Genomic DNA, 18,410 nt, shown 5'->3' with positions numbered 1-18,410 from the left:
AGAATCCGATGCGATAACAAATAGATAGATCATGTTATCGCGTCCTGTCGGACGCGCGGCGATCTAGGCGATCATCCACCGACCACAATGCCGGGCCGAGCCGCGGCCGCCAAGCACCTCAAAAACAAAGCCCGCCGCGGGTAGCGGCGGGCTTCGTCTTGACCGTTTCGGAAACGGCGCGCTCAGGAGCGGCCGGCGAGCCTGTTCCACCAGCCGCCGCGCTTCGGCCGGCTCGGATCGGCCGGGGTCAGCACGACCGCGACGGGTTCCTCGGCCGGAGCCGGGGCGGGCGCAGGCTCGGGCACTGCGGCGGGCTCGGCCGGAGCGGTTGGCTCCTCAGCAGGCTGGGCCACAGCTTCGGGCTGGGCCTCGACCGGGGCTGGGGCAGCTTCAGCAGCGGCTTCGCCACCTTCGGTGATCGGCACGACCTTCTTGCGCGAGCGGCTGCGCTTGGGTTTCTCCGCCGGAGCGACTTCGGCCGTGGCGGTCTCCGCCTCGGCTTCGACCTCCTTGGCGGCCTCGGCCTTCGGCTTGCGAGCGCGGCTGCGCTTCGGCTTCGCCGGCTCGGCGGGGGCGGCCTCTTCAGCAACCGGCTCCGGAGCGGCCTCGGCAGAGGCAGGCGACTCGATCATCGCTTCGGCAACGACCTCGACGACGCTCGGCTCGGCTGCATCCTCGCCATCCTCGTCCTCGTCGCCTTCGCCGGCCTGGCCCGCATCGAGCAGCTGGCCCTGGCCGTCGCGCTCCCCGCCACGCCGCCGACGGCGCCGACGGCGGCGGCGGCGGCTGTCACGGTCACCTTCGCCGCGTTCGCCCTGGGCTTCGCCGGCCGTCGTCTCGTTGTCGCCGGTCTCGGCGTCGAGAGCGGCAGCCTCGGCAGCAGCATCCAGCGCCTCGTCATCGACATCGGAGGCGATGGCTTCGGCCTTGAAGCTGGTCGGGATGATCCGGCCTTCATTGCCGACGAACTCGCCGCGCTCGACCTCGAAGTAGCGGGTGCCGAGCAGGTTCGGATCGGTCGAGATCGTGATCGCCACGGCGAAGCGGGTCTCGAGATCGGTCAGATGGGCGCGCTTCTGGTTAAGGACGTAGAGCGCGACCTCCGGCCGGGTGCGGACGGTGAGGTTGTGCGAGGCGCTCTTGATCAGCGTCTCCTCCAGCGCGCGCAGGATCTGCAGCGCGACGGACGGCGTCGAGCGGATCATGCCGGCGCCGGCGCAGTGCGGGCAGGGCACCGAGGAGCTCTCCAGAACGCCGGTGCGGATGCGCTGGCGCGACATCTCCAGCAGGCCGAAGGCCGAGATGCGGCCGACCTGAATGCGGGCGCGGTCGTCCTTCAGGCACTCCTTCAGCTTCTTCTCGACGGCCCGGTTGTTCCGGTTCTCCTCCATGTCGATGAAATCGATCACGATGAGACCGGCGAGGTCGCGCAGCCTGAGCTGCCTTGCGATCTCTTCCGCCGCTTCGAGATTGGTCTTGAGCGCGGTGTCCTCGATATTGTGCTCGCGGGTCGAGCGGCCCGAGTTGATGTCGATCGCGACCAGCGCTTCCGCCTGGTTGATCACCAGATAGCCGCCGGACTTCAGCGTCACCGTGTTCGAGAACATCGCGTCGAGCTGGCTCTCGACGCCGAAGCTCGCGAAGAGAGGGGTCTGCTCGCGATAGGGCTTCACGCTCTTGGCATGGCTCGGCATGAGCATGCGCATGAAGTCCTTGGCCTCGCGATAGGCCTCCTCGCCGGCGACGTGAACCTCGTCGATATCCTTGTTGTAGAGGTCGCGGATCGAGCGCTTGACGAGGTTGCCCTCCTCATAGACCAGCGCGGGGGCGACCGAGGCCAGCGTCAGCTCGCGCACGCTCTCCCACATCCGCATCAGGTATTCGTAGTCGCGCCGGATCTCGACCTTGGTGCGCGAGGCGCCGGCCGTGCGCAGGATCAGGCCCATCCCCTCCGGAACCTCGAGCTCCTGGGCGATTTCCTTGAGGCGCTTGCGGTCCTCGGCATTGGTGATCTTGCGCGAGATGCCGCCGCCCTTGCCGGTGTTCGGCATCAGCACCGAATAGCGGCCGGCGAGCGACAGATAGGTGGTGAGCGCCGCGCCCTTGTTGCCGCGCTCTTCCTTGACGACCTGGACCAGGATGATCTGGCGGCGCTTGATCACCTCCTGGATCTTGTACTGGCGGCGCGAATGGCGCTGCGGGCGTTCCGGCATGTCGTCGAGGGCGTCGCCCCCGCCGAGCTGCTCGGGAGCCTCTTCGGCCTCATCGCCGTTCTCGTCGTCTTCGGAATCCTCGTCCTCGGAGGGCTTGCGGGCCTCGGTCTCCGAAGCCTCGGAATCTTCCGTGGAAGCCGAAGTCTCATCGGCCGGGGCGGCAGCCTCGACCGTCTCGAAGGTCAGCGGCGCGGTGTTCTCGACGGCATCCTCGGTGGTCGATTCGGCAACGGCCGGAGCGAAGTACTCGCCGAAGGCCGGCGCGCCTTCGTTGACCATGGCGGCTTCCTTGCCGTCGGTCTCGACGCGCTCCCCGGCGTCCTCGCCATTCGCCTCGACCTCGGCCGAGACGGTCTCGTCGGCGGCAGCCTTCTTGGCGCGATGATCGCGGTCTCCGCCACGGCGGCGATCGCGGCGGCCGCGCTTCTCGCGGCGTTCCTCATCGCGCTCCTCGTCGCGCTCGGCGCGTGCCTCGTCCTCGATCAGCGCCTGTCGGTCGGCGACAGGGATCTGGTAATAGTCGGGGTGGATTTCCGAAAAGGCGAGGAAGCCGTGGCGGTTGCCGCCATACTCGACGAAGGCCGCCTGGAGCGACGGCTCCACGCGGGTCACCTTGGCGAGATAGATATTGCCGCGGAGCGGCTTCCGGCTGGCGGATTCGAAATCAAACTCTTCGACGCGCGATCCGCGGACCACCACGACCCGGGTCTCCTCCGGGTGGGTGGCATCGATAAGCATCTTGTTGGCCATATGAAACTTCCATTGGCGCGGTCGCCGGTGCAGGCGCGGCTACGGATGACAATCCGCCGCCGCGGGCAGGGGCGCCGCGTAGAGGCCGGAGCGAGCCGGCATGTTGCAGGAGGTGGGAAAGAGTGGCCTGGACAGGAATACGGCTCGGGACGGCTCGGGCTTGAAGCCCGGCGCGGTCCCGCAGGTTCGGACGGTTCACCTTAGGTGCTAGCGTCGTCTCTTGCCCCGTCATCTGTCCTGACCTGCGATGCGCCCGCCTGGCGGCCGGCTCATCGCGTTTGCACGCTCGCAAGACAGGGCGGGGCGCAGAACACTCGCAATCCCCATACCAACCGTCTGCGGACGATCCGTTGCGGCTATCCCGCCGCCGCTCCCGAGGGAGAAGGTGGCACAGCCTGACCGGACGCCGACGGATCGCTCGATCCGGGTGTGTCCCATGGGCAGGCTGACGGGCAGCCAATTCCATTACAGACAGGTGATGGTGATTTGCAAGTCACATGACGGCCGCATTTCGCCGACCCCGTCCCCGAGCGGTTCACGCCCTCTCCAAGAGGTGGTAACCGCCTCTTAAGATTTCACCCCCGTTATGGTTAAGCCTTGGTAATATCGAACGGGATTTTTCAGCTGTTTTCGCGCATGCGCCACGCTGTTCAGGGTTCTGAAGGTCGGCCGTCCCGCACATTCCTGCGGAGCGCCGCCCTGATCGCCTTTGCGTGCGGCCTCGCGCTCGCCTCTGGGCCGGCTCGCAGCGAGAGCAAACCGCAGAACGAGTATCCGGTCGCGACCGACGCTCGCCTCGAGCAGAGCGGCGAAAGCGTGCGTCTGACCATGACGCTGTCCGCGACGGTCGACGTGGAGGCCTGGGTGCAGGCCTCGCCCGACCGCGTCATCGTCGAGATGCCGTCGACCAATTTCCAGATCCAGGGCAATGCCAGGAAGACGGCCGGCTTCGTCAGCGCCTATCGCTACGGCCTCTTCACCGCCGACAAGGCCCGAATCATCATCGATCTCTCGCAGCCCGCCACGATCACCAGGACCGAGGTGAAGCCCGTGCGCGGCGGTTTCGGCGAGCTCACGATCGAATTGAAGAAGGCCGTGCGCGCCGATTTCCAGGCCGAGGCGGCCAAGGCTAGGAAGCCTCAGGAGACGCCGCCCTCCGTGGCTCCCGCCAAGCCCCCCGGCGAGACGCGCCGCATCGTCGTCATCGATCCCGGCCATGGCGGCATCGACCCCGGCACCATGGTTGCTTCCATCTCCGAGAAAGCGGTCGTGCTCGCTTTCGGCAAGGCGCTCAAGGAGCAGCTCGAAGCCTCCGGCCGCTATCGCGTCGTGCTGACGCGCGATGACGACCGCTTCGTCTCGCTCTCGGACAGGGTGCAGACGGGGCGCAACGAGCAGGCCGACCTGTTCATCTCGATCCATGCCGATTCGCTGATGCAGGCACAGGATGTGCGCGGAGCCACCGTCTATACCCGCTCCGAGCGGGCGACCGACGCCGAGGCGGCCAAGCTCGCCGCCAAGGAAAACGAGGCGGATGCGGCGGCAGGTCTGGAGACGCGCGAGGAAGTGCAGGATGTCGCTGGCATCCTGATGGATCTGGCGCGGCGCGAGACGCGGACCTTCACCGGTGTCTTTGCCCGCAACCTCGTCGAGAAGCTCGGCGGCTCGATCAAGATGCACAAGATCCCGCTGCGCTCGGCGCGTTTCTGGGTGCTGAGCGCGCCGGACGTGCCTTCGGTGCTGATCGAGCTCGGCTACATGTCGAGCCCGAAGGATGCCGAACTGCTCAATTCCCCCGAATGGCGCGGCAAGGCCGTGACGGCGGTGTCCGCTGCAGTCGACGACTATTTCGCGCGGGAGCGTGCCTCCGTCGGCAAGGCTGCGGAAAATCGCAACTAGAGCCTGCTGATTTTTGCGCGGAAACATCCCGTCATCCCGGGCTTGACCCGGGATCCATGCTAGAGCGCTTCCGATGAGGGTTCAGGCATGGATCCCGGATCTCCGCTTCGCTACGTCCGGGATGACCCGCGCTTCCATGAAAACGCAGCATGCTCTCGTTCCGACCCATTGTCGGATCATGCGGAATGTGGTCACAAGGCCACGGTTCCGCCATCTACGTCATGTTATAGCTCTGATTTGCGACGCGCCCCGATTTGGCGCCCGTCGGGTGGCAGAGATGGGGTCCAAGGCCTGAGATGCGGTTCATTCTGCGAATCTTCGGATGGTTGTTCGCCGCCGGTGCGATCGCCTTCGTGATCGGTGCTGCCTTGGCCGGCGGCCTGATCTGGCATTATTCGCAGGACCTGCCCGACTACGCCCAGCTCCGGAATTACGAGCCGCCGGTGATGACCCGCGTGCATGCGGGCGACGGCAGCTTGATCGCCGAATATGCCCGCGAGCGCCGCCTCTATTTGCCGATCCAGGCCGTGCCGAAGCTCGTCGTCGACGCCTATATCTCGGCCGAGGACAAGAACTTCTACAAGCATATGGGCGTCGATCCGGAAGGCCTGGTCCGCGCCGCGATCTCCAACTATCGCAACCGCAGCGCCAATCGCCGGCCGCAGGGCGCCTCGACCATTACTCAGCAGGTCGCGAAGAACTTCTTCCTGAGCCCCGAGCAGTCGATCGAGCGCAAGATCCGTGAGGCGCTCGTCGCGCTGAAGCTCGAATCGACCTATTCGAAGGACAAGATCCTCGAGCTCTACCTGAACGAGATCTATCTCGGCGCGCCGGCGCCGGGGCAGGGCAGCTACGGTATCGCCGCCGCCGCGCTGAACTATTTCGGCAAGTCGGTGCATGAGCTCAATCTGCAGGAGGCGGCTTATCTCGCCGCCCTGCCGAAGGCGCCGTCCGATCTGCATCCCTTCCGCAACCGCGACCGCGCGATCGAGCGCCGCAACTACGTGATCGACCGCATGGTCGAGAATGGCTACGTCAAGCGCGAGGTCGGCGAGGACGCGAAGAAGCAGCCGCTCGGCGTCAATCCGCGCACGGTTTCGCCGAATCAGATTGCAGCCGGTTATTTCGCCGAGGAGATCCGGCGCGAGCTTCAGGACCGTTACGGCGAGAAGAAGCTGCTCGAAGGCGGCCTGTCGGTGCGCGCCACCGTCGATCCCAAGACGCAGCTGATGGCACGCAAGGCGCTCGTCGACGGTCTCGTGCGCTTTGACGAGGCGCGCGGCTGGCGCGGCGCGATCCAGAAGCTCGATACCGGTCGCGACTGGGGCGCCGCGATTGGCGAACTGCCCGTGCTCGGCGACGTCGCGCCCTGGCGTTTGGCGGTTGTGCTCGAATCGAGCGGTGACAGCGCCAAGCTTGGCCTGCATCCGCTGCGCGACAATGCCGGCCACCTCAACAAGGAGCGCCAGACCGTCACCCTTGCCGCCGACGGCATCAAGTGGACGCGCCGCGCGCGGGTCTCGCAGGCAGTTTCGGTTGGTGATGTCGTCTATGTCGAGCCGATGGACAGCCGGCCGGGCTATGTGCGCCTGCGCCAGCTGCCCGAGGTCAACGGCGCCATCGTCGTGATGGACCCGTTCTCGGGCCGCGTCATCGCCATGGTCGGCGGCTTCTCGCATGACCAGTCGGAGTTCAACCGCGCGACGCAGGCGCTGCGCCAGCCCGGCTCCTCCTTCAAGCCCTTCGTCTACGCGACGGCGCTCGACAACGGCTACACCCCGTCGAGCATCGTGCTCGATGCGCCGATCGAGATCGACCAGGGCCCGGGCCTCGGCATGTGGCGCCCGGAGAACTACGACGGCAAGTTCACCGGGCCGCGCACGCTGCGCTACGGCATCCAGTTCTCGAAGAACCTGATGACGGTGCGCCTCGCCAAGGATGTCGGCATGCCGCTGATCGCGGAATATGCCCGCCGCTTCGGCATCTATGACGATCTGCAGCCGGTGCTGTCGATGTCGCTCGGCGCCGGCGAGACGACGGTGATGCGCATGACCGCGGGCTATTCGATGCTGGTCAATGGCGGCCGTCGCATCCGCCCGACGCTGATCGACCGCATTCAGGACCGCACCGGCACGACCATCTATCGTCACGATCAGCGCGTCTGCGAAGGCTGCAATGCCGACAAATGGGCGAACCAGTCGGAGCCGCGCCTGATCGACAACCGCGAGCAGGTGCTCGATCCGCTGACCGCCTATCAGATGGTCTCGATCCTGGAAGGCGTGGTCAACGCCGGCACGGCGACGGTGGTGAAGTCGGTCGGCAAGCCGCTCGCCGGCAAGACCGGCACGACCAACGACGCCAAGGACGTCTGGTTCGTCGGCTTCTCGCCGGACCTCGCGGTCGGCGTCTATATGGGCTTCGACAAGCCGAAGTCGCTCGGCACCTCGGCCACCGCCGGCCAGTATGCCGCGCCGATCTTCCGCGACTTCATGACGGTCGCGCTGAAGGACAAGCCGGCCACGCCGTTCCGCGTGCCCGCCGGCATCAAGCTGATCCGCGTCGATCCGAAGAGCGGCATGCGGGCTGGCGGCGAGGGCGGCATCCTCGAAGCCTTCAAGCCCGGCACCGCGCCTCCGGACAGCTATTCGGTGATCGGTGCGGCGGGTGACGGCAGCGCGCCGCTTTCCGTCGGCCCCGGTGGCGGTGGTCGCGCCATCGGCTCGGGAACCGGCGGCCTCTACTGATTTCGGAAGCTCGCGGCTTCCCTTCTCCCCTTGCGGGAGAAGGTGGCCCGAAGGGCCGGATGAGGGGTCGCGCCGGTCCGGCCAGTTTTGCAACTCTCGACGAAACCGCCCAGACCTGCGCGACCCCTCACCCTAACCCTCTCCCGCAAGGGGAGAGGGGACCTGTGGTGCTTCACAGGCTTGCCTCAAGGGCGTTTACACCCGGCGCATTCACCCCTATCTCAGCGCTCGAACACAGAGCTCACAAGGACGTTTCGACGGAATCATGCGCCCCGAAATCCAGACGCAACTCGATAACGCCAAGCAGTCGATCGGACTGCTGAGGAGGCATCTTTGACTGGGATCAAGCCCAGCGCCGCCTAGCGGAACTCAACGCCCTCTCCGAGGGACCCGATTTCTGGAACGATGCCGAAGCCGCGCAGAAGCTGATGCGCGAGCGCACTTCGCTGGAGACCCAGATCGAGGGCATCACCAAGCTCGAGCGCGATCTCGACGATGCGCTGACGCTGATCGAACTCGGCGAGATGGAGGAGGATGACGCCACCGTCACCGAGGGCGAGCAGGCGATCAAGGCTATTCAGGACGAAGCAGCTCGCCTTCAGGTCGAGACCCTGCTCTCGGGCGAAGCCGACATGCTCGACACCTATATCGAGATTCATCCCGGCGCGGGCGGCACCGAGAGCCAGGACTGGGCCGAGATGCTGCTGCGCATGTACCGGCGCTGGGGTGAGCGGCGGAAGTTCAAGGTCGAGACGCTCGAATACCAGGACGGCGATACCGCCGGGATCAAATCGGCGACGCTCCAGTTCAAGGGCCACAACGCCTATGGCTGGCTGAAGACGGAATCCGGTGTGCACCGGCTCGTCCGTATCTCGCCTTTCGATTCCAACGCCAGACGCCAGACCTCGTTTGCATCAGTCTGGGTCTATCCCGTCGTCGACGACCGCATCGTCATCGACGTGAAGGAGTCGGACTGCCGGATCGACACCTACCGCGCCCAGGGTGCCGGCGGTCAGCACATCAATACGACCGATTCGGCGGTGCGCATCACGCATATTCCGAGCGGTATCGCAGTGGCCTGTCAGCAGGAACGCTCGCAGCACAAGAACCGGGCCAAGGCCTGGGAGATGCTGCGCGCACGTCTCTACGAGGTCGAGCTGAAGAAGCGCGAAGAGAAGGCCAATGCCGAGCAGGCTTCCAAAACCGATATCGGCTGGGGCCACCAGATCCGTTCCTATGTGCTGCAGCCCTATCAGCTGGTGAAGGACCTGCGCACCGGCGTGAGCTCGACGGCTCCCTCGGACGTGCTCGACGGCGATCTCGATCCCTTCATGGAGGCGTCGCTGGCCCAGCGCGTCTACGGCACGGAAGTCGAGGTCGAGGACATCGACTAGGAAGCTGCCGGCTTCCTACCGGAACCGCGCCGTCATCCCGGGCTTGACCCGGGATCCATGCCGTAGCGGTGTCCATCGAGGTTCAGGCATGGATCCCGGCTCTCCGCTTCGCTCCGGCCGGGATGACAGCGTTCCCCCTGAAGCAGAAAAAGCCGCGCGGGTTGCGCGGCTTTTTTGTTGGGGCGGCGTCTCAGAGCGCGCTGGCGAGGAGCTTGCCGCCGGCACGCAGGAAGCGCGTGGGATCGACCGGCTCGTCGTTGATTCGGGTCTCGTAGTGCAGATGCGGGCCGGTCGAGCGGCCGGTCGAGCCGACCCGGCCGAGAACCGAACCTGTCTTCACGATCTGCCCGACCGAGACCGAGATCGCCGACATATGGGCGTAGCGCGTGCTCAGGCCGTTGGCGTGCTCGACTTCCACCATGTTGCCGTAGCCGCCATTGTACTCAGCCGCGACGACCTTGCCGGGCGCCGTGGCGAGGATCGAGGAGCCCGTCTCGGCGCGGAAGTCGACGCCCGTATGCATGGCGAGGCCGCGGGTGAAGGGGTCGGTCCGGTAGCCGAAATTGGAGGTGAAATCGTGGTCGCCGGCCATCGGCCGGGCGAGGGGGAGCTGATCGATCACACCGCGCAGGCGCATGACCGAGGCCATGCGCGGCTGCAAGGCGGTCAGCGTCGCCTCGAAGGGGCCGGCGGCGGGATCGAGATTGACCGGGACGAACGGACCACCGACGCCCCCTGCATTGCCCGGAGGCGTGAGCCGCTCGGCGTCGAGGCCGGTTTCCGCCAAGGCGCTACGCAGCCGCTTCTGGGTCGCGGCCAGTGTCTCGTCCATATCCTTCAGCACGGCGATCTGCGCGTCGGACGTGCTGGCCATGGCCTTGTCGAGCCGGGTCAGCGTCGCTTCGACGCGCTTCGCAGGCGGCTCGGCCGGTGCCTCGCCTGACTGCCAGCCATTGGCGGCATTGGCCTCGGCGCCACGCAGCGGCGGCGCTTCCGGGGCCGGCATCGGCTTGCTCGGCATGATCGGCGCGAAGCTCGTGACGCCGGAGGCGCGGATCGGCTCGCCCGGCTTGATGACGTTCGCGCGCAGCGGCAGCTTCACGGCCGGCGCGAGGCCGTTGGATTGAAGCGTGTCGGCGAGGGCGGTGACGAGCGACTGGCGCGATTCGAGTTCCGCCTGCCGGGTAGCAAGCTCGTCGACGCGGGATTCGACACCGTCCTGGTCGAGCAGGGCGCGGCTGGCATAGCGGTCGATATCGGCGCGCAGGGCGGCGATCCGATCTTCATAGGCATATTGCCGGGTGGTTTCGCGGGCGATCAGCCGGGCGGCGAGGTCGTCCCGGCTGAGGATGTACCAGCCGGCGCCACCGGTGCAGGCCGTGGTCAGGGTAAGCCAGGCAAGCCCGGCGAGCATCGTCGAGCGGCGGATTGTGTAGGTCTTGTGGGTGACCAGGCCGACGGTCGAGAGAGCGGGACCCGTTTGTGGCTGATGATGCATACGCGGAACCGGAAAGAACGCTGCCGATGCCGCGATTAGAGATCGTTAGGGTTAATCTTTCGCAAACTCGGACGGTGCCGGCTCACAAGGCCTGTGCGGCCGCCAGCACGTCCTCGGCATGGCCGGCGACCTTGACCTTGCGCCAGATGCGGGCCAGGCGGCCGTCAGTGTCGATCAGGAAAGTCGACCGTTCGATCCCCATGAACTTGCGGCCGTACAGGCTCTTCTCGACCCAGATGCCGTAGGCCGAAGCAAGCTTCTGCTCCTCATCCGCCAGCAGCGCGAAGTCCAGCTCGTATTTGCGCTTGAAATTGCCGTGACGTTGCACGGAATCCGGCGAGACGCCGATGATCTCGGTGCCGCAATCCGCGAAGGCCTGGCGCAGGCGGTTGAAGGCGATCGCCTCCTCGGTGCAGGCCGGGGTGTTGTCCTTCGGATAGGCGTAGAGAACGACTTTCCGGCCGCGCAGCCCGGACAGGCTGACCTCGCCGCCGCCGTCGCGCGGCAGCCTGAAATCGGGGGCTGGATTACCTTCCTGCAATGTCATGGCCGCTGCCTTCCTTTCGTCGCCTTCTCGCTGCATGGACCGCGGAACACTGCAAGGCAGGCCGGCGATACCATCGGTCAGCGAAGCATGCGGCATGTCCTTTCCGGATTGCCGAATCGCTTCGTCTGGCCTCATCGACATGCATGCCGTCTGGCGGGATTGCGGCAAGAGGCGAACAGACGCACTCTGCTGGCAGGCCGATGCCCGGCGCCGAAAAGGACCATGCGGATCTTGGCGGACGAGGAAGTAGGGGCCACGGCTTCGGGGCGTGCTGAAACGCAAGCCGAGCGCGAAGCCTGTGAAGTCGAGATCGTGAAGCGCGGCGCAAAAGCCGGCCTCGCGACGATCTGCGTCGCGATCACGGTGGCCGTCGTGGTTCTGGCGTGCGCTGCGGTCACGCTTCTGGCGACCGGGATCATCCCGTTGTCGGGCCTCGAGGGGCGCATTTCCGCAGCGATCGAGGAGCGTCTGGGGCCGGGTTGGAAGGTCGAGGCCGCATCGGCGGAGCTCAGCCGGACCGATGGACATTCGCAGCTCAAGGTTCGCCAGGTTCTGTTCCGCCATGCCAGCGGCGCCATCATCCGCGCGCCTGAAGCGGTTCTCGGCTACGAGCCGCTCGCGCTGCTCAAGGGCGATATCCGGCTGGTTTCGGTCGATCTGCGCGGCGTGAATGTCCGCCTCGGCGTCAACAAGGAAGGCGTCCTCGTCGTCAGTGCCGATTCGGCGCCCGCCGAGACACCGCCGACACCGGCGCTGCCGGATGCCGCGCAATGGAACGCCTTCACCGGCATCATGGGCGCGATCTCGATGCTGGCGCGCGGCGACGGGTTGCTCGGTTCGCTGGAAACCGCCGGCATGAACGGTGCCCGCCTGGCGCTCGTCGATCCGGACGGTCAGCAGAAGGCCGGCCTCGAGGATGTCGAGATCAGACTCACCCGCTCGGGCGAGCGCGGCACCCGGCTGACGATGAAGGGGCGTACCGGCCAGCGCTGGAAGGACATCGCCATTGATCTGTCGACGGAGGCTGACGGCACACAGCGGGCCGACATCAACATCCTGCGCTTCGAGCCGGCGGAGATCGTGGCGCTGGCTTTGGGGACAGGGGTGAGCCTGGAAGGCCTGCCGCTCCAGGGGAAGGCGACGCTCCTCCAGACGCCGGACGGGCGCAAGTCGATCACCGCGCAGATCGATGTCCACGCCGGACGCGTCCGCTTCCCGGACAGCCCGATGCCACCGCTGGCGGTCGATGCCGTCCATCTCGAACTGGCCAGTGGCGCCGACCTGACGCAGCTCGACATCCAGAAGGCCGAGTTCAAGGCTGGTGCGACGCAGCTGACCGCGACCGGCTCGCTGCGCGCCGACAACGGGGCCTGGCGACTTGCCATCGACGCCGGCGGGCAGCTCGCTGGCCTCGATGCCACGGATGCCGCCGTTCGGATCGATAGCCTCAAGGCAGCAGTCAAGATCGACCCGGCCAACGGTGCGGTGACGATCGAGCAGGCGGCGATCCGCGGACCAGCCGCGACCGTCGACATGACGGCCTATATCCAGCAGCAGGGCGAATCTCCGCTGCAGCGCTTCGCGATCAAGGCGAGCGATTCCGATGTGCGTGCGCTGCTTGCGATCTGGCCGGAGTTCACCTCGCCCCAGGTGCACCAGACCTTGCACCACCAGCTCGCAGCCGGCCGGATGAAGTCGCTGTCCGTCGCTCTCGACCTGCCGGCGGCGGATCATGCCCGCCTGATTCGAGGTCACGGACTGCCCGACGGCGCCCTTACTGTGCTGATCGATGCCAATCAGGTCCGCTATCTGCCCGATCCCGGCCTGCCGCCGCTGGCGGATGCGACTGTCACCGGCAAGGTGACGGGACGGACCGTGCAACTGGCGATCGGCAATGCCACCGCCGAACTCGGCAATGGACGGCAGCTGCAGCTCGGCGAAGGCAGCTTCGCCATGCCCGACTACGCCGTGCACCGGGCCCCGGCCCGCATCGGTTTTCGTTCGCAGGGCTCGATGGATGCGCTGGCCGCGCTCTTCGCCTTCCCGGCGCTCAAGGATTTCAATCTGGGCCAGATCGATCCGGGCGCCATCAAGGGTACGAGTGATCTCAAGGTCGCTATAACCTTGCCGCTCGCGAACGACCTGAAGCCGGATGAAGTCACGGTAACCGCCTCGGGCACGCTGACGAATGTCAGCTCGGATACGCTTCTGGGCACGGAGAAGCTCGAAGGCGGCAATCTTTCCGTCAATGTCGATCGCAACGGTCTCTCTCTGAAGGGCGATGCCCGCATCGGCGGCGACAAGGGCACCATCGAATTGAAGCAGAACGGCAAGGGGCAGGGCGAAGCCACCCTGCAACTCAGCCTCGACGCCGCGGCTCGGCAGCGGCGTGGCTTCGGTGCGGATTCAGGCATTTCGGGCACGCTTCCCGTGAAGGTCACGAAGGTTCTCGGCAAGGCTGGCGATGGGCCGCCGCGCGTCGAGATCGATCTGACCAAGGTGGGGCTCGAGGGAGTCGTTCCGGGTCTGAGCAAGCCGGCCGGCCGCGCAGGCAAGATCAGCTTCCTCTACGTCTCCAGTCCTGACGGGCCGGATCTGGAGGACTTCACGCTCGATGCGGCCCCCGCCCTGATCAAGGGGCGGGTAGAGCTGAACAGGCAGAACGGCCTCGATGCCGCCAATCTCTCGCAGTTCCGGATCTCTCCCGGCGACAATCTGAAGCTCGACGCGAAGCGGGACGGCAACGTCACCAAGCTCGCGGTGCGCGGCGCCGTCGCGGATCTGCGCCCCTTCATCAAGGATATCCAGGGCGCAGCCCCTTCGTCCAAGGGCGGAGACAAGGCGGGGTCCAAGGATGGAGACTACGACATCGATCTCGATGTGCCGATCCTGACCGGCTTCAACAACGAGGCCATTACCAACGGCACGCTCAAGCTCTCCAAGCGGGGCGGCGAGGTGCGGTCGGCAAACTTCCAGGGGCGGATCGGCAAGGCCGATGTGACGGCGCGCCAAGGCCGGCAGGGTGAGCGCCTCGTCGTTCAATCCGAGAATGGCGGCTCGCTCCTGCGCTTCCTCGATCTCTACAACCGGGCCCATGGCGGCGATCTCGTCTTGACCATGGGCTCGGGAGCAAGCCAGAGCGGCGATCTGACGTTTCGGAACTTCATCGTGCGCGACGAGCCGGCTCTGCGTCGCGTGGTCGGTGCTCAATCCGCAAACGCCTTCTCGGGAGATCGCGCCGAGGAGCAGCGTATCGATACCTCCGAGGTCGCCTTCACCAAGCTCAAGGCGGAGTTCACCCGTTCGACCAGCCGGCTCGACGTTTCCGAGATGGTGATCTGGGGCCAGCAGGTCGGCTTCACCCTGCAGGGCCATGTCGATTACGGGCGTGACCGGGTCGATATCGGCGGCACCTTCGTGCCGGGGTACGCCTTCAATAACGCCTTCGCCCAGGTGCCGGTGGTCGGCGCCCTGCTTGGCGGCGGCAGCCAGTATGGCGGTCTGTTCGCCGTGAACTTCCGGATTTCGGGCCCGGCGAGCGCGCCGACCATGACGATCAACCCGCTCTCGGCGATCGCACCCGGGATCCTGCGCCGCTTCGTCGATCCGCTCGGCGGCGCGCCGGCACAGCGCCCGCTCCAGCCTAGCCAGGCGCAGCCGCGCTGAGGCGGCCGCGTCCGCCTGCCTTAGGTCACCGCCGTCATTCCAGGGCAGGCCGAAGGCCTGAGCCCGGAACCCATGAACACCGTCTCAGCAGGAAGAGTGCTCCGAGCCGGTCCGGCCCTCTCTGGAGCGTCGTGTTCATGGGTTCCGGGCTCGGCCCAAGGGCCGCCCCGGAATGACGGCGTTGTTCCGTGCAAAGACTCGAGCCTCGCCGCCGCGACGGCGGCCTATTCCGGCCGTAGCAGCACGTGCTTCTTCTTGCCGAAGGAAAGCTTGACCACGCCTTCCGACGACAGGTCGCCGAGGCTGAGTATCGCGCGCTCGTCGGACACCACCGCATCGTTGACGCGCAACCCGCCCGCCTTGACCTGACGGCGGGCCTCGCCCGTCGAGGGCACGAGCCCAGCCTTGACGAAGGCGGTCAACACGCCGAGCCCGGGCTCGATCTCGCCACGGGCGATCGCGACACTCGGCAGGTCCGCAGCGAGCTCGCCTTCCTCGAAGGTTTTGCGCGCCGTCTCGGCGGCAGCCTCGGCGGCCTCGCGGCCGTGCAGCAGGGCCGTCACCTCGGTTGCCAGCACCTTCTTGGCGTCGTTGATCTCGGCGCCGCCCAGGGCTGCGAGCTTGGCGATCTCCGCCATCGGCAGCGTGGTGTAGAGCTTCAGGAAGCGCTCGACATCGGCGTCCTCGGTGTTGCGCCAGTACTGCCAGAACTCATAGGGACTCATCAGGTCGTCATTGAGCCAGACAGCCCCGGAAGCGGTCTTGCCCATCTTGCCGCCGGAGGCCGTGGTCAGCAACGGCGAGGTCAGGGCGTAGAGCTGGACATTCGCCATGCGGTGGCCGAGGTCGATGCCGTTGACGATATTGCCCCACTGATCGGAGCCGCCCATCTGCAGGATGCAGCCGGTGCGCTTGTTGAGCTCGACGAAGTCGTAGGCCTGGAGGATCATGTAGTTGAATTCCAGGAAGGACAGCGACTGCTCGCGGTCGAGCCGCATCTTCACGCTGTCGAAGGACAGCATGCGGTTGACCGAGAAATGGCGGCCGACATCGCGTAGGAATTCGAGGTAGTTCAGCCCCAGCAGCCAGTCGGCGTTATTCATCATCGTCGCCGGGCCGTCGAAGTCGAGATAGCGCGCGAAGACGCGCTTGATGCCCAGCAGATTGCGCTCGATGTCCGCGACCGTCAGCAGCTTGCGCGATTCCTCCTTGAAGGAGGGGTCGCCGACCATCGAGGTGCCGCCGCCCATCAGCGCGATCGGCTTGTGCCCGGTCGCCTGCATCCAGTGCAGCATCATGATCTGGATCAGCGAGCCGGCATGGAGCGAGCTCGCCGTCGCGTCGAAGCCGATATAGGCGCTGATCGGCCCCTTCAGCGCAGCCGCATCCAGCCCTTCCGGATCGGAGATCTGATGGACGTAGCCGCGCTCCGAGAGGGTGCGAAGCAGGTCGGATTTGAAGGTGGTCATGGCAGCTGCGATCTGGCGTTTGTCGGTCCGCCGTCGTCTAGAGCATGTTCCGCCAAAGTGGAAACCGCTTTTGCGGCAAAAGCACCTCCGGGCTCACCCGGGCACGCGGCTGAGCCACAGCCCTGAAGGGTCGCAAGGGCGCGGTGGGTCGACGAGTTCGCGCGACAATCCGAGATCGCAAAGCGCACGATCGTCCAGCGTCGCGAGATAGCGCTGCGCTCGGGCGGCGGCGAAGGCGCGCTGCCAGGCCGCCAGCCAGCCGAGTAAGGGGGAAGCGCCGCTCTGCGGGGCGAGCGGTGGCGTTTGCGACAGGCAAGTCATGATCCGATCCTCGGAAAGGCGGGCGATGGCGCCCGCTGATGTGAGTTCGAATCTGGACGAGCCGCGGCGCCGTCACAAAGCGGAAGATTGTCACCTGCCATAAACACAGCTTATGCTTCGACATGCCCGCGCAGCCGCCGCCACCAAAGCTTCCACCTCTTGCAGCGGTCCGCGTCTTCGAGGCTGCGGCACGCCACCAGAACTTCACCCGCGCCGCCGAAGAGCTCGGCATGACGCAGGCCGCGGTGAGCTATCAGATCCGGCTGCTGGAGGACCGTGTCGGCGCGCCGCTGTTCGTGCGCCAGCCGCGCCAGGTCGTGCTGACGGCGATTGGCCAACGGCTCGCCGGACCGGTGGCGAAAGCGCTCGCCGATATCGGCACAGTGTTTCGGAACCTCTGCGAGGAGAACCAGACGGTCCTGACGATCTCGTCGCTCCAGACGATGGCGATCAACTGGCTCTCTCCGCGTCTTGCCCAGTTCCAGATCGAGAACCCGCAATTCGAGGTGCGGGTGGGAACGACGGAGCATCTCGTCGATTTCGCGACGGAATCGGTCGATCTAGCCCTACGCTACGGGCTCGGCGACTGGCCCGGACTGGTGGCGGACAAGCTTTTCGCATGCCACTTCGCGCCGCTGTGCACCCCGGAGCTGCGCGAGCGGCTGCAATTGCGTGAGCCCGCGGATCTGCTCCGCGCACCACTGCTCAGCCCCGGCGATGATTTCTGGAAGATCTGGTTCGCCGATATCGGCATCGACGCACCTAAACTCGGTGGCAGATCGACGATGGCGCTGCAGATGCAGGCCATGAACATCCAGGCTGCGCTGCGCGGACATGGTGTCGCGATGGCCGTACCGGAGCTTTTCGCCTACGATATCGCGGCGGGTCGGCTCGTCTTCGCCGTGAACCATGTCGTCCGCGACGAGCGGGCCTACTGGATCGTCTATCCCCGCGAACGCCAGCGCGAGCGCAAGATCAGGCTATTCCGCGATTGGGCGTTGGCGGAGGCGAGGGCAGCCTGCATGAAGTTGCCTGTCCGCGGTGGGAGCCGGGACGTCACCGCCCCGGCCGTCTGATCGTCAGGATCAGGCCTGTTCCTGCTCGGACTTGAGGATCTCGGGGCCGACCTTGCGGTCGAGATAGACGCCGACCTGCTCCATGAGCTGCTCGACGCGGCCGTCGAAGAAGTGGTTGGCGCCGTCGACGACGGCGTGCTCGATCTGGATGCCCTTCTGGGTCTTCACCTTCTCGATCACCGCCATGACCTCCTTGACCGGAGCGACGCGGTCCTCCGAGCCGTGGACGAACAGGCCCGAGGACGGGCAGGGCGCCAGGAACGAGAAATCGTAGCGGTTCGCCATCGCCGCGATCGACAGGAAGCCTTCGATCTCCGGGCGGCGCATCAGCAGCTGCATGCCGATCCAGGCGCCGAAGGAGACGCCGGCGATCCAGCAGCTCTTGGCCTCTGGGTTGAGCGCCTGCATCCAGTCGAGCGCGGCAGCGGCGTCCGAGAGTTCGCCGGCGCCGTGGTCGAACTGGCCCTGGCTGCGGCCGACGCCGCGGAAATTGAAGCGCAGCGCCGAGAAGCCGCGGTTCACGAAGGTGTAGAACAGGTTGTAGACGATCTGGTTGTTCATCGTCCCGCCGAACTGCGGGTGCGGGTGCAGGATGATCGCCAGCGGCGCACCGCGCTTCTTGGCGGGCTGGTAGCGGCCCTCGATACGGCCTGCGGGCCCGTTGAAGATTACCTCTGGCATCGTCTCACCGCTTCTTGCGGCAGCACCGGCTTGAGCGGGCAGAAAGCGGGCGCATGCCTGCTCGAAACCCGGCCACCCTTGACGGCGCCACCATGCGCGCCCTAGATGAAGGGCGCTTAGAATAGTTCTAACAGCCGTGAACAAGTCGGGAA

The 18,410-nt window shown here is 66.2% G+C and carries 11 protein-coding genes; 5 read left to right on the top strand and 6 right to left on the bottom strand.

Annotated features, from left to right (window positions below; genetic code table 11):
• Positions 1 to 182 precede the first annotated feature (182 nt).
• Positions 183 to 2,963 carry an Rne/Rng family ribonuclease gene (locus FQV39_RS04175; RefSeq protein WP_149129157.1) on the bottom strand — a complete coding sequence of 927 codons (2,781 nt, stop codon included), beginning with the start codon at positions 2,961 to 2,963 and terminating at the stop codon, positions 183 to 185.
• Positions 2,964 to 3,599: 636 nt separating this feature from the next.
• Between FQV39_RS04175 and FQV39_RS04170 the strand changes: the two genes are divergently transcribed.
• The 3 genes from FQV39_RS04170 (at position 3,600) to prfB (ending at position 9,000) form a co-directional block, all read left to right on the top strand.
• Positions 3,600 to 4,862 carry an N-acetylmuramoyl-L-alanine amidase gene (locus FQV39_RS04170; protein WP_149129156.1) on the top strand — a complete coding sequence of 421 codons (1,263 nt, stop codon included), beginning with the start codon at positions 3,600 to 3,602 and terminating at the stop codon, positions 4,860 to 4,862.
• Between the two features lie 296 nt (positions 4,863 to 5,158).
• Complete coding sequence (locus FQV39_RS04165; protein ID WP_149129155.1) at positions 5,159 to 7,606, top strand: penicillin-binding protein 1A; 2,448 nt, start codon at positions 5,159 to 5,161, stop codon at positions 7,604 to 7,606.
• Between the two features lie 265 nt (positions 7,607 to 7,871).
• A protein-coding gene (gene prfB / locus FQV39_RS04160) for a peptide chain release factor 2 (RefSeq protein WP_149129154.1) occupies positions 7,872 to 9,000 on the top strand; the annotation gives its coding sequence in 2 pieces (ribosomal slippage) (positions 7,872 to 7,940 and positions 7,942 to 9,000; 1,128 coding nt in all).
• Positions 9,001 to 9,190: 190 nt separating this feature from the next.
• Here the strand turns inward: prfB and FQV39_RS04155 are convergent.
• Positions 9,191 to 10,498 carry a peptidoglycan DD-metalloendopeptidase family protein gene (locus FQV39_RS04155; protein ID WP_149129153.1) on the bottom strand — a complete coding sequence of 436 codons (1,308 nt, stop codon included), beginning with the start codon at positions 10,496 to 10,498 and terminating at the stop codon, positions 9,191 to 9,193.
• A gap of 82 nt (positions 10,499 to 10,580) precedes the next feature.
• A complete protein-coding gene (locus FQV39_RS04150) occupies positions 10,581 to 11,045 on the bottom strand; it encodes a peroxiredoxin (RefSeq protein ID WP_149129152.1) in 465 nt (154 codons plus the stop codon).
• Positions 11,046 to 11,267: 222 nt separating this feature from the next.
• Here FQV39_RS04150 and FQV39_RS04145 point away from each other — a divergent pair, with 222 nt between their 5' ends.
• On the top strand, positions 11,268 to 14,711 hold the full coding sequence (locus FQV39_RS04145) for a YhdP family protein (protein ID WP_187640160.1): 3,444 nt from the start codon (positions 11,268 to 11,270) through the stop codon (positions 14,709 to 14,711).
• 224 nt (positions 14,712 to 14,935) lie between these two features.
• Here FQV39_RS04145 and tyrS read toward each other — a convergent pair whose 3' ends face one another.
• Positions 14,936 to 16,180: a tyrosine--tRNA ligase gene (tyrS, locus tag FQV39_RS04140; RefSeq protein WP_149129150.1), complete on the bottom strand. Its 1,245-nt coding sequence runs from the start codon at positions 16,178 to 16,180 to the stop codon at positions 14,936 to 14,938.
• 93 nt (positions 16,181 to 16,273) lie between these two features.
• Positions 16,274 to 16,501, bottom strand: coding sequence for a YjiS-like domain-containing protein (locus tag FQV39_RS04135; protein WP_149129149.1), 228 nt, complete (start codon positions 16,499 to 16,501; stop codon positions 16,274 to 16,276).
• 122 nt (positions 16,502 to 16,623) lie between these two features.
• Between FQV39_RS04135 and gcvA the strand changes: the two genes are divergently transcribed.
• A complete protein-coding gene (gene gcvA, locus FQV39_RS04130) occupies positions 16,624 to 17,577 on the top strand; it encodes a transcriptional regulator GcvA (RefSeq protein ID WP_149129148.1) in 954 nt (317 codons plus the stop codon).
• Between the two features lie 9 nt (positions 17,578 to 17,586).
• On the opposite strand, the gene FQV39_RS04125 is transcribed toward gcvA, so the two are convergent.
• Complete coding sequence (locus FQV39_RS04125; RefSeq protein WP_149129147.1) at positions 17,587 to 18,258, bottom strand: alpha/beta hydrolase; 672 nt, start codon at positions 18,256 to 18,258, stop codon at positions 17,587 to 17,589.
• Between the last annotated feature and the right edge of the window lie 152 nt (positions 18,259 to 18,410).

This window comes from Bosea sp. F3-2 (assembly GCF_008253865.1).
In the GTDB taxonomy this organism is placed as follows: Bacteria; Pseudomonadota; Alphaproteobacteria; order Rhizobiales; family Beijerinckiaceae; genus Allobosea.
Note: the sequence above shows the minus strand (reverse complement) of the source record. Positions and strands in the feature narration are given on the sequence as shown.

Excerpts from the sequence above, each read along its gene's own strand:
- FQV39_RS04175 (WP_149129157.1), bottom strand. The coding sequence starts at position 2,963 with ATGGCCAACAAGATGCTTATCGATGCCACCCACCCGGAGGAGACCCGG.
- FQV39_RS04165 (WP_149129155.1), top strand. The coding sequence starts at position 5,159 with ATGCGGTTCATTCTGCGAATCTTCGGATGGTTGTTCGCCGCCGGTGCG.
- FQV39_RS04125 (WP_149129147.1), bottom strand. The coding sequence starts at position 18,258 with ATGCCAGAGGTAATCTTCAACGGGCCCGCAGGCCGTATCGAGGGCCGC.
- FQV39_RS04135 (WP_149129149.1), bottom strand. The coding sequence starts at position 16,501 with ATGACTTGCCTGTCGCAAACGCCACCGCTCGCCCCGCAGAGCGGCGCT.
- FQV39_RS04150 (WP_149129152.1), bottom strand. The coding sequence starts at position 11,045 with ATGACATTGCAGGAAGGTAATCCAGCCCCCGATTTCAGGCTGCCGCGC.
- gcvA (WP_149129148.1), top strand. The coding sequence starts at position 16,624 with ATGCCCGCGCAGCCGCCGCCACCAAAGCTTCCACCTCTTGCAGCGGTC.
- tyrS (WP_149129150.1), bottom strand. The coding sequence starts at position 16,180 with ATGACCACCTTCAAATCCGACCTGCTTCGCACCCTCTCGGAGCGCGGC.
- FQV39_RS04145 (WP_187640160.1), top strand. The coding sequence starts at position 11,268 with ATGCGGATCTTGGCGGACGAGGAAGTAGGGGCCACGGCTTCGGGGCGT.
- FQV39_RS04155 (WP_149129153.1), bottom strand. The coding sequence starts at position 10,498 with ATGCATCATCAGCCACAAACGGGTCCCGCTCTCTCGACCGTCGGCCTG.
- FQV39_RS04170 (WP_149129156.1), top strand. The coding sequence starts at position 3,600 with ATGCGCCACGCTGTTCAGGGTTCTGAAGGTCGGCCGTCCCGCACATTC.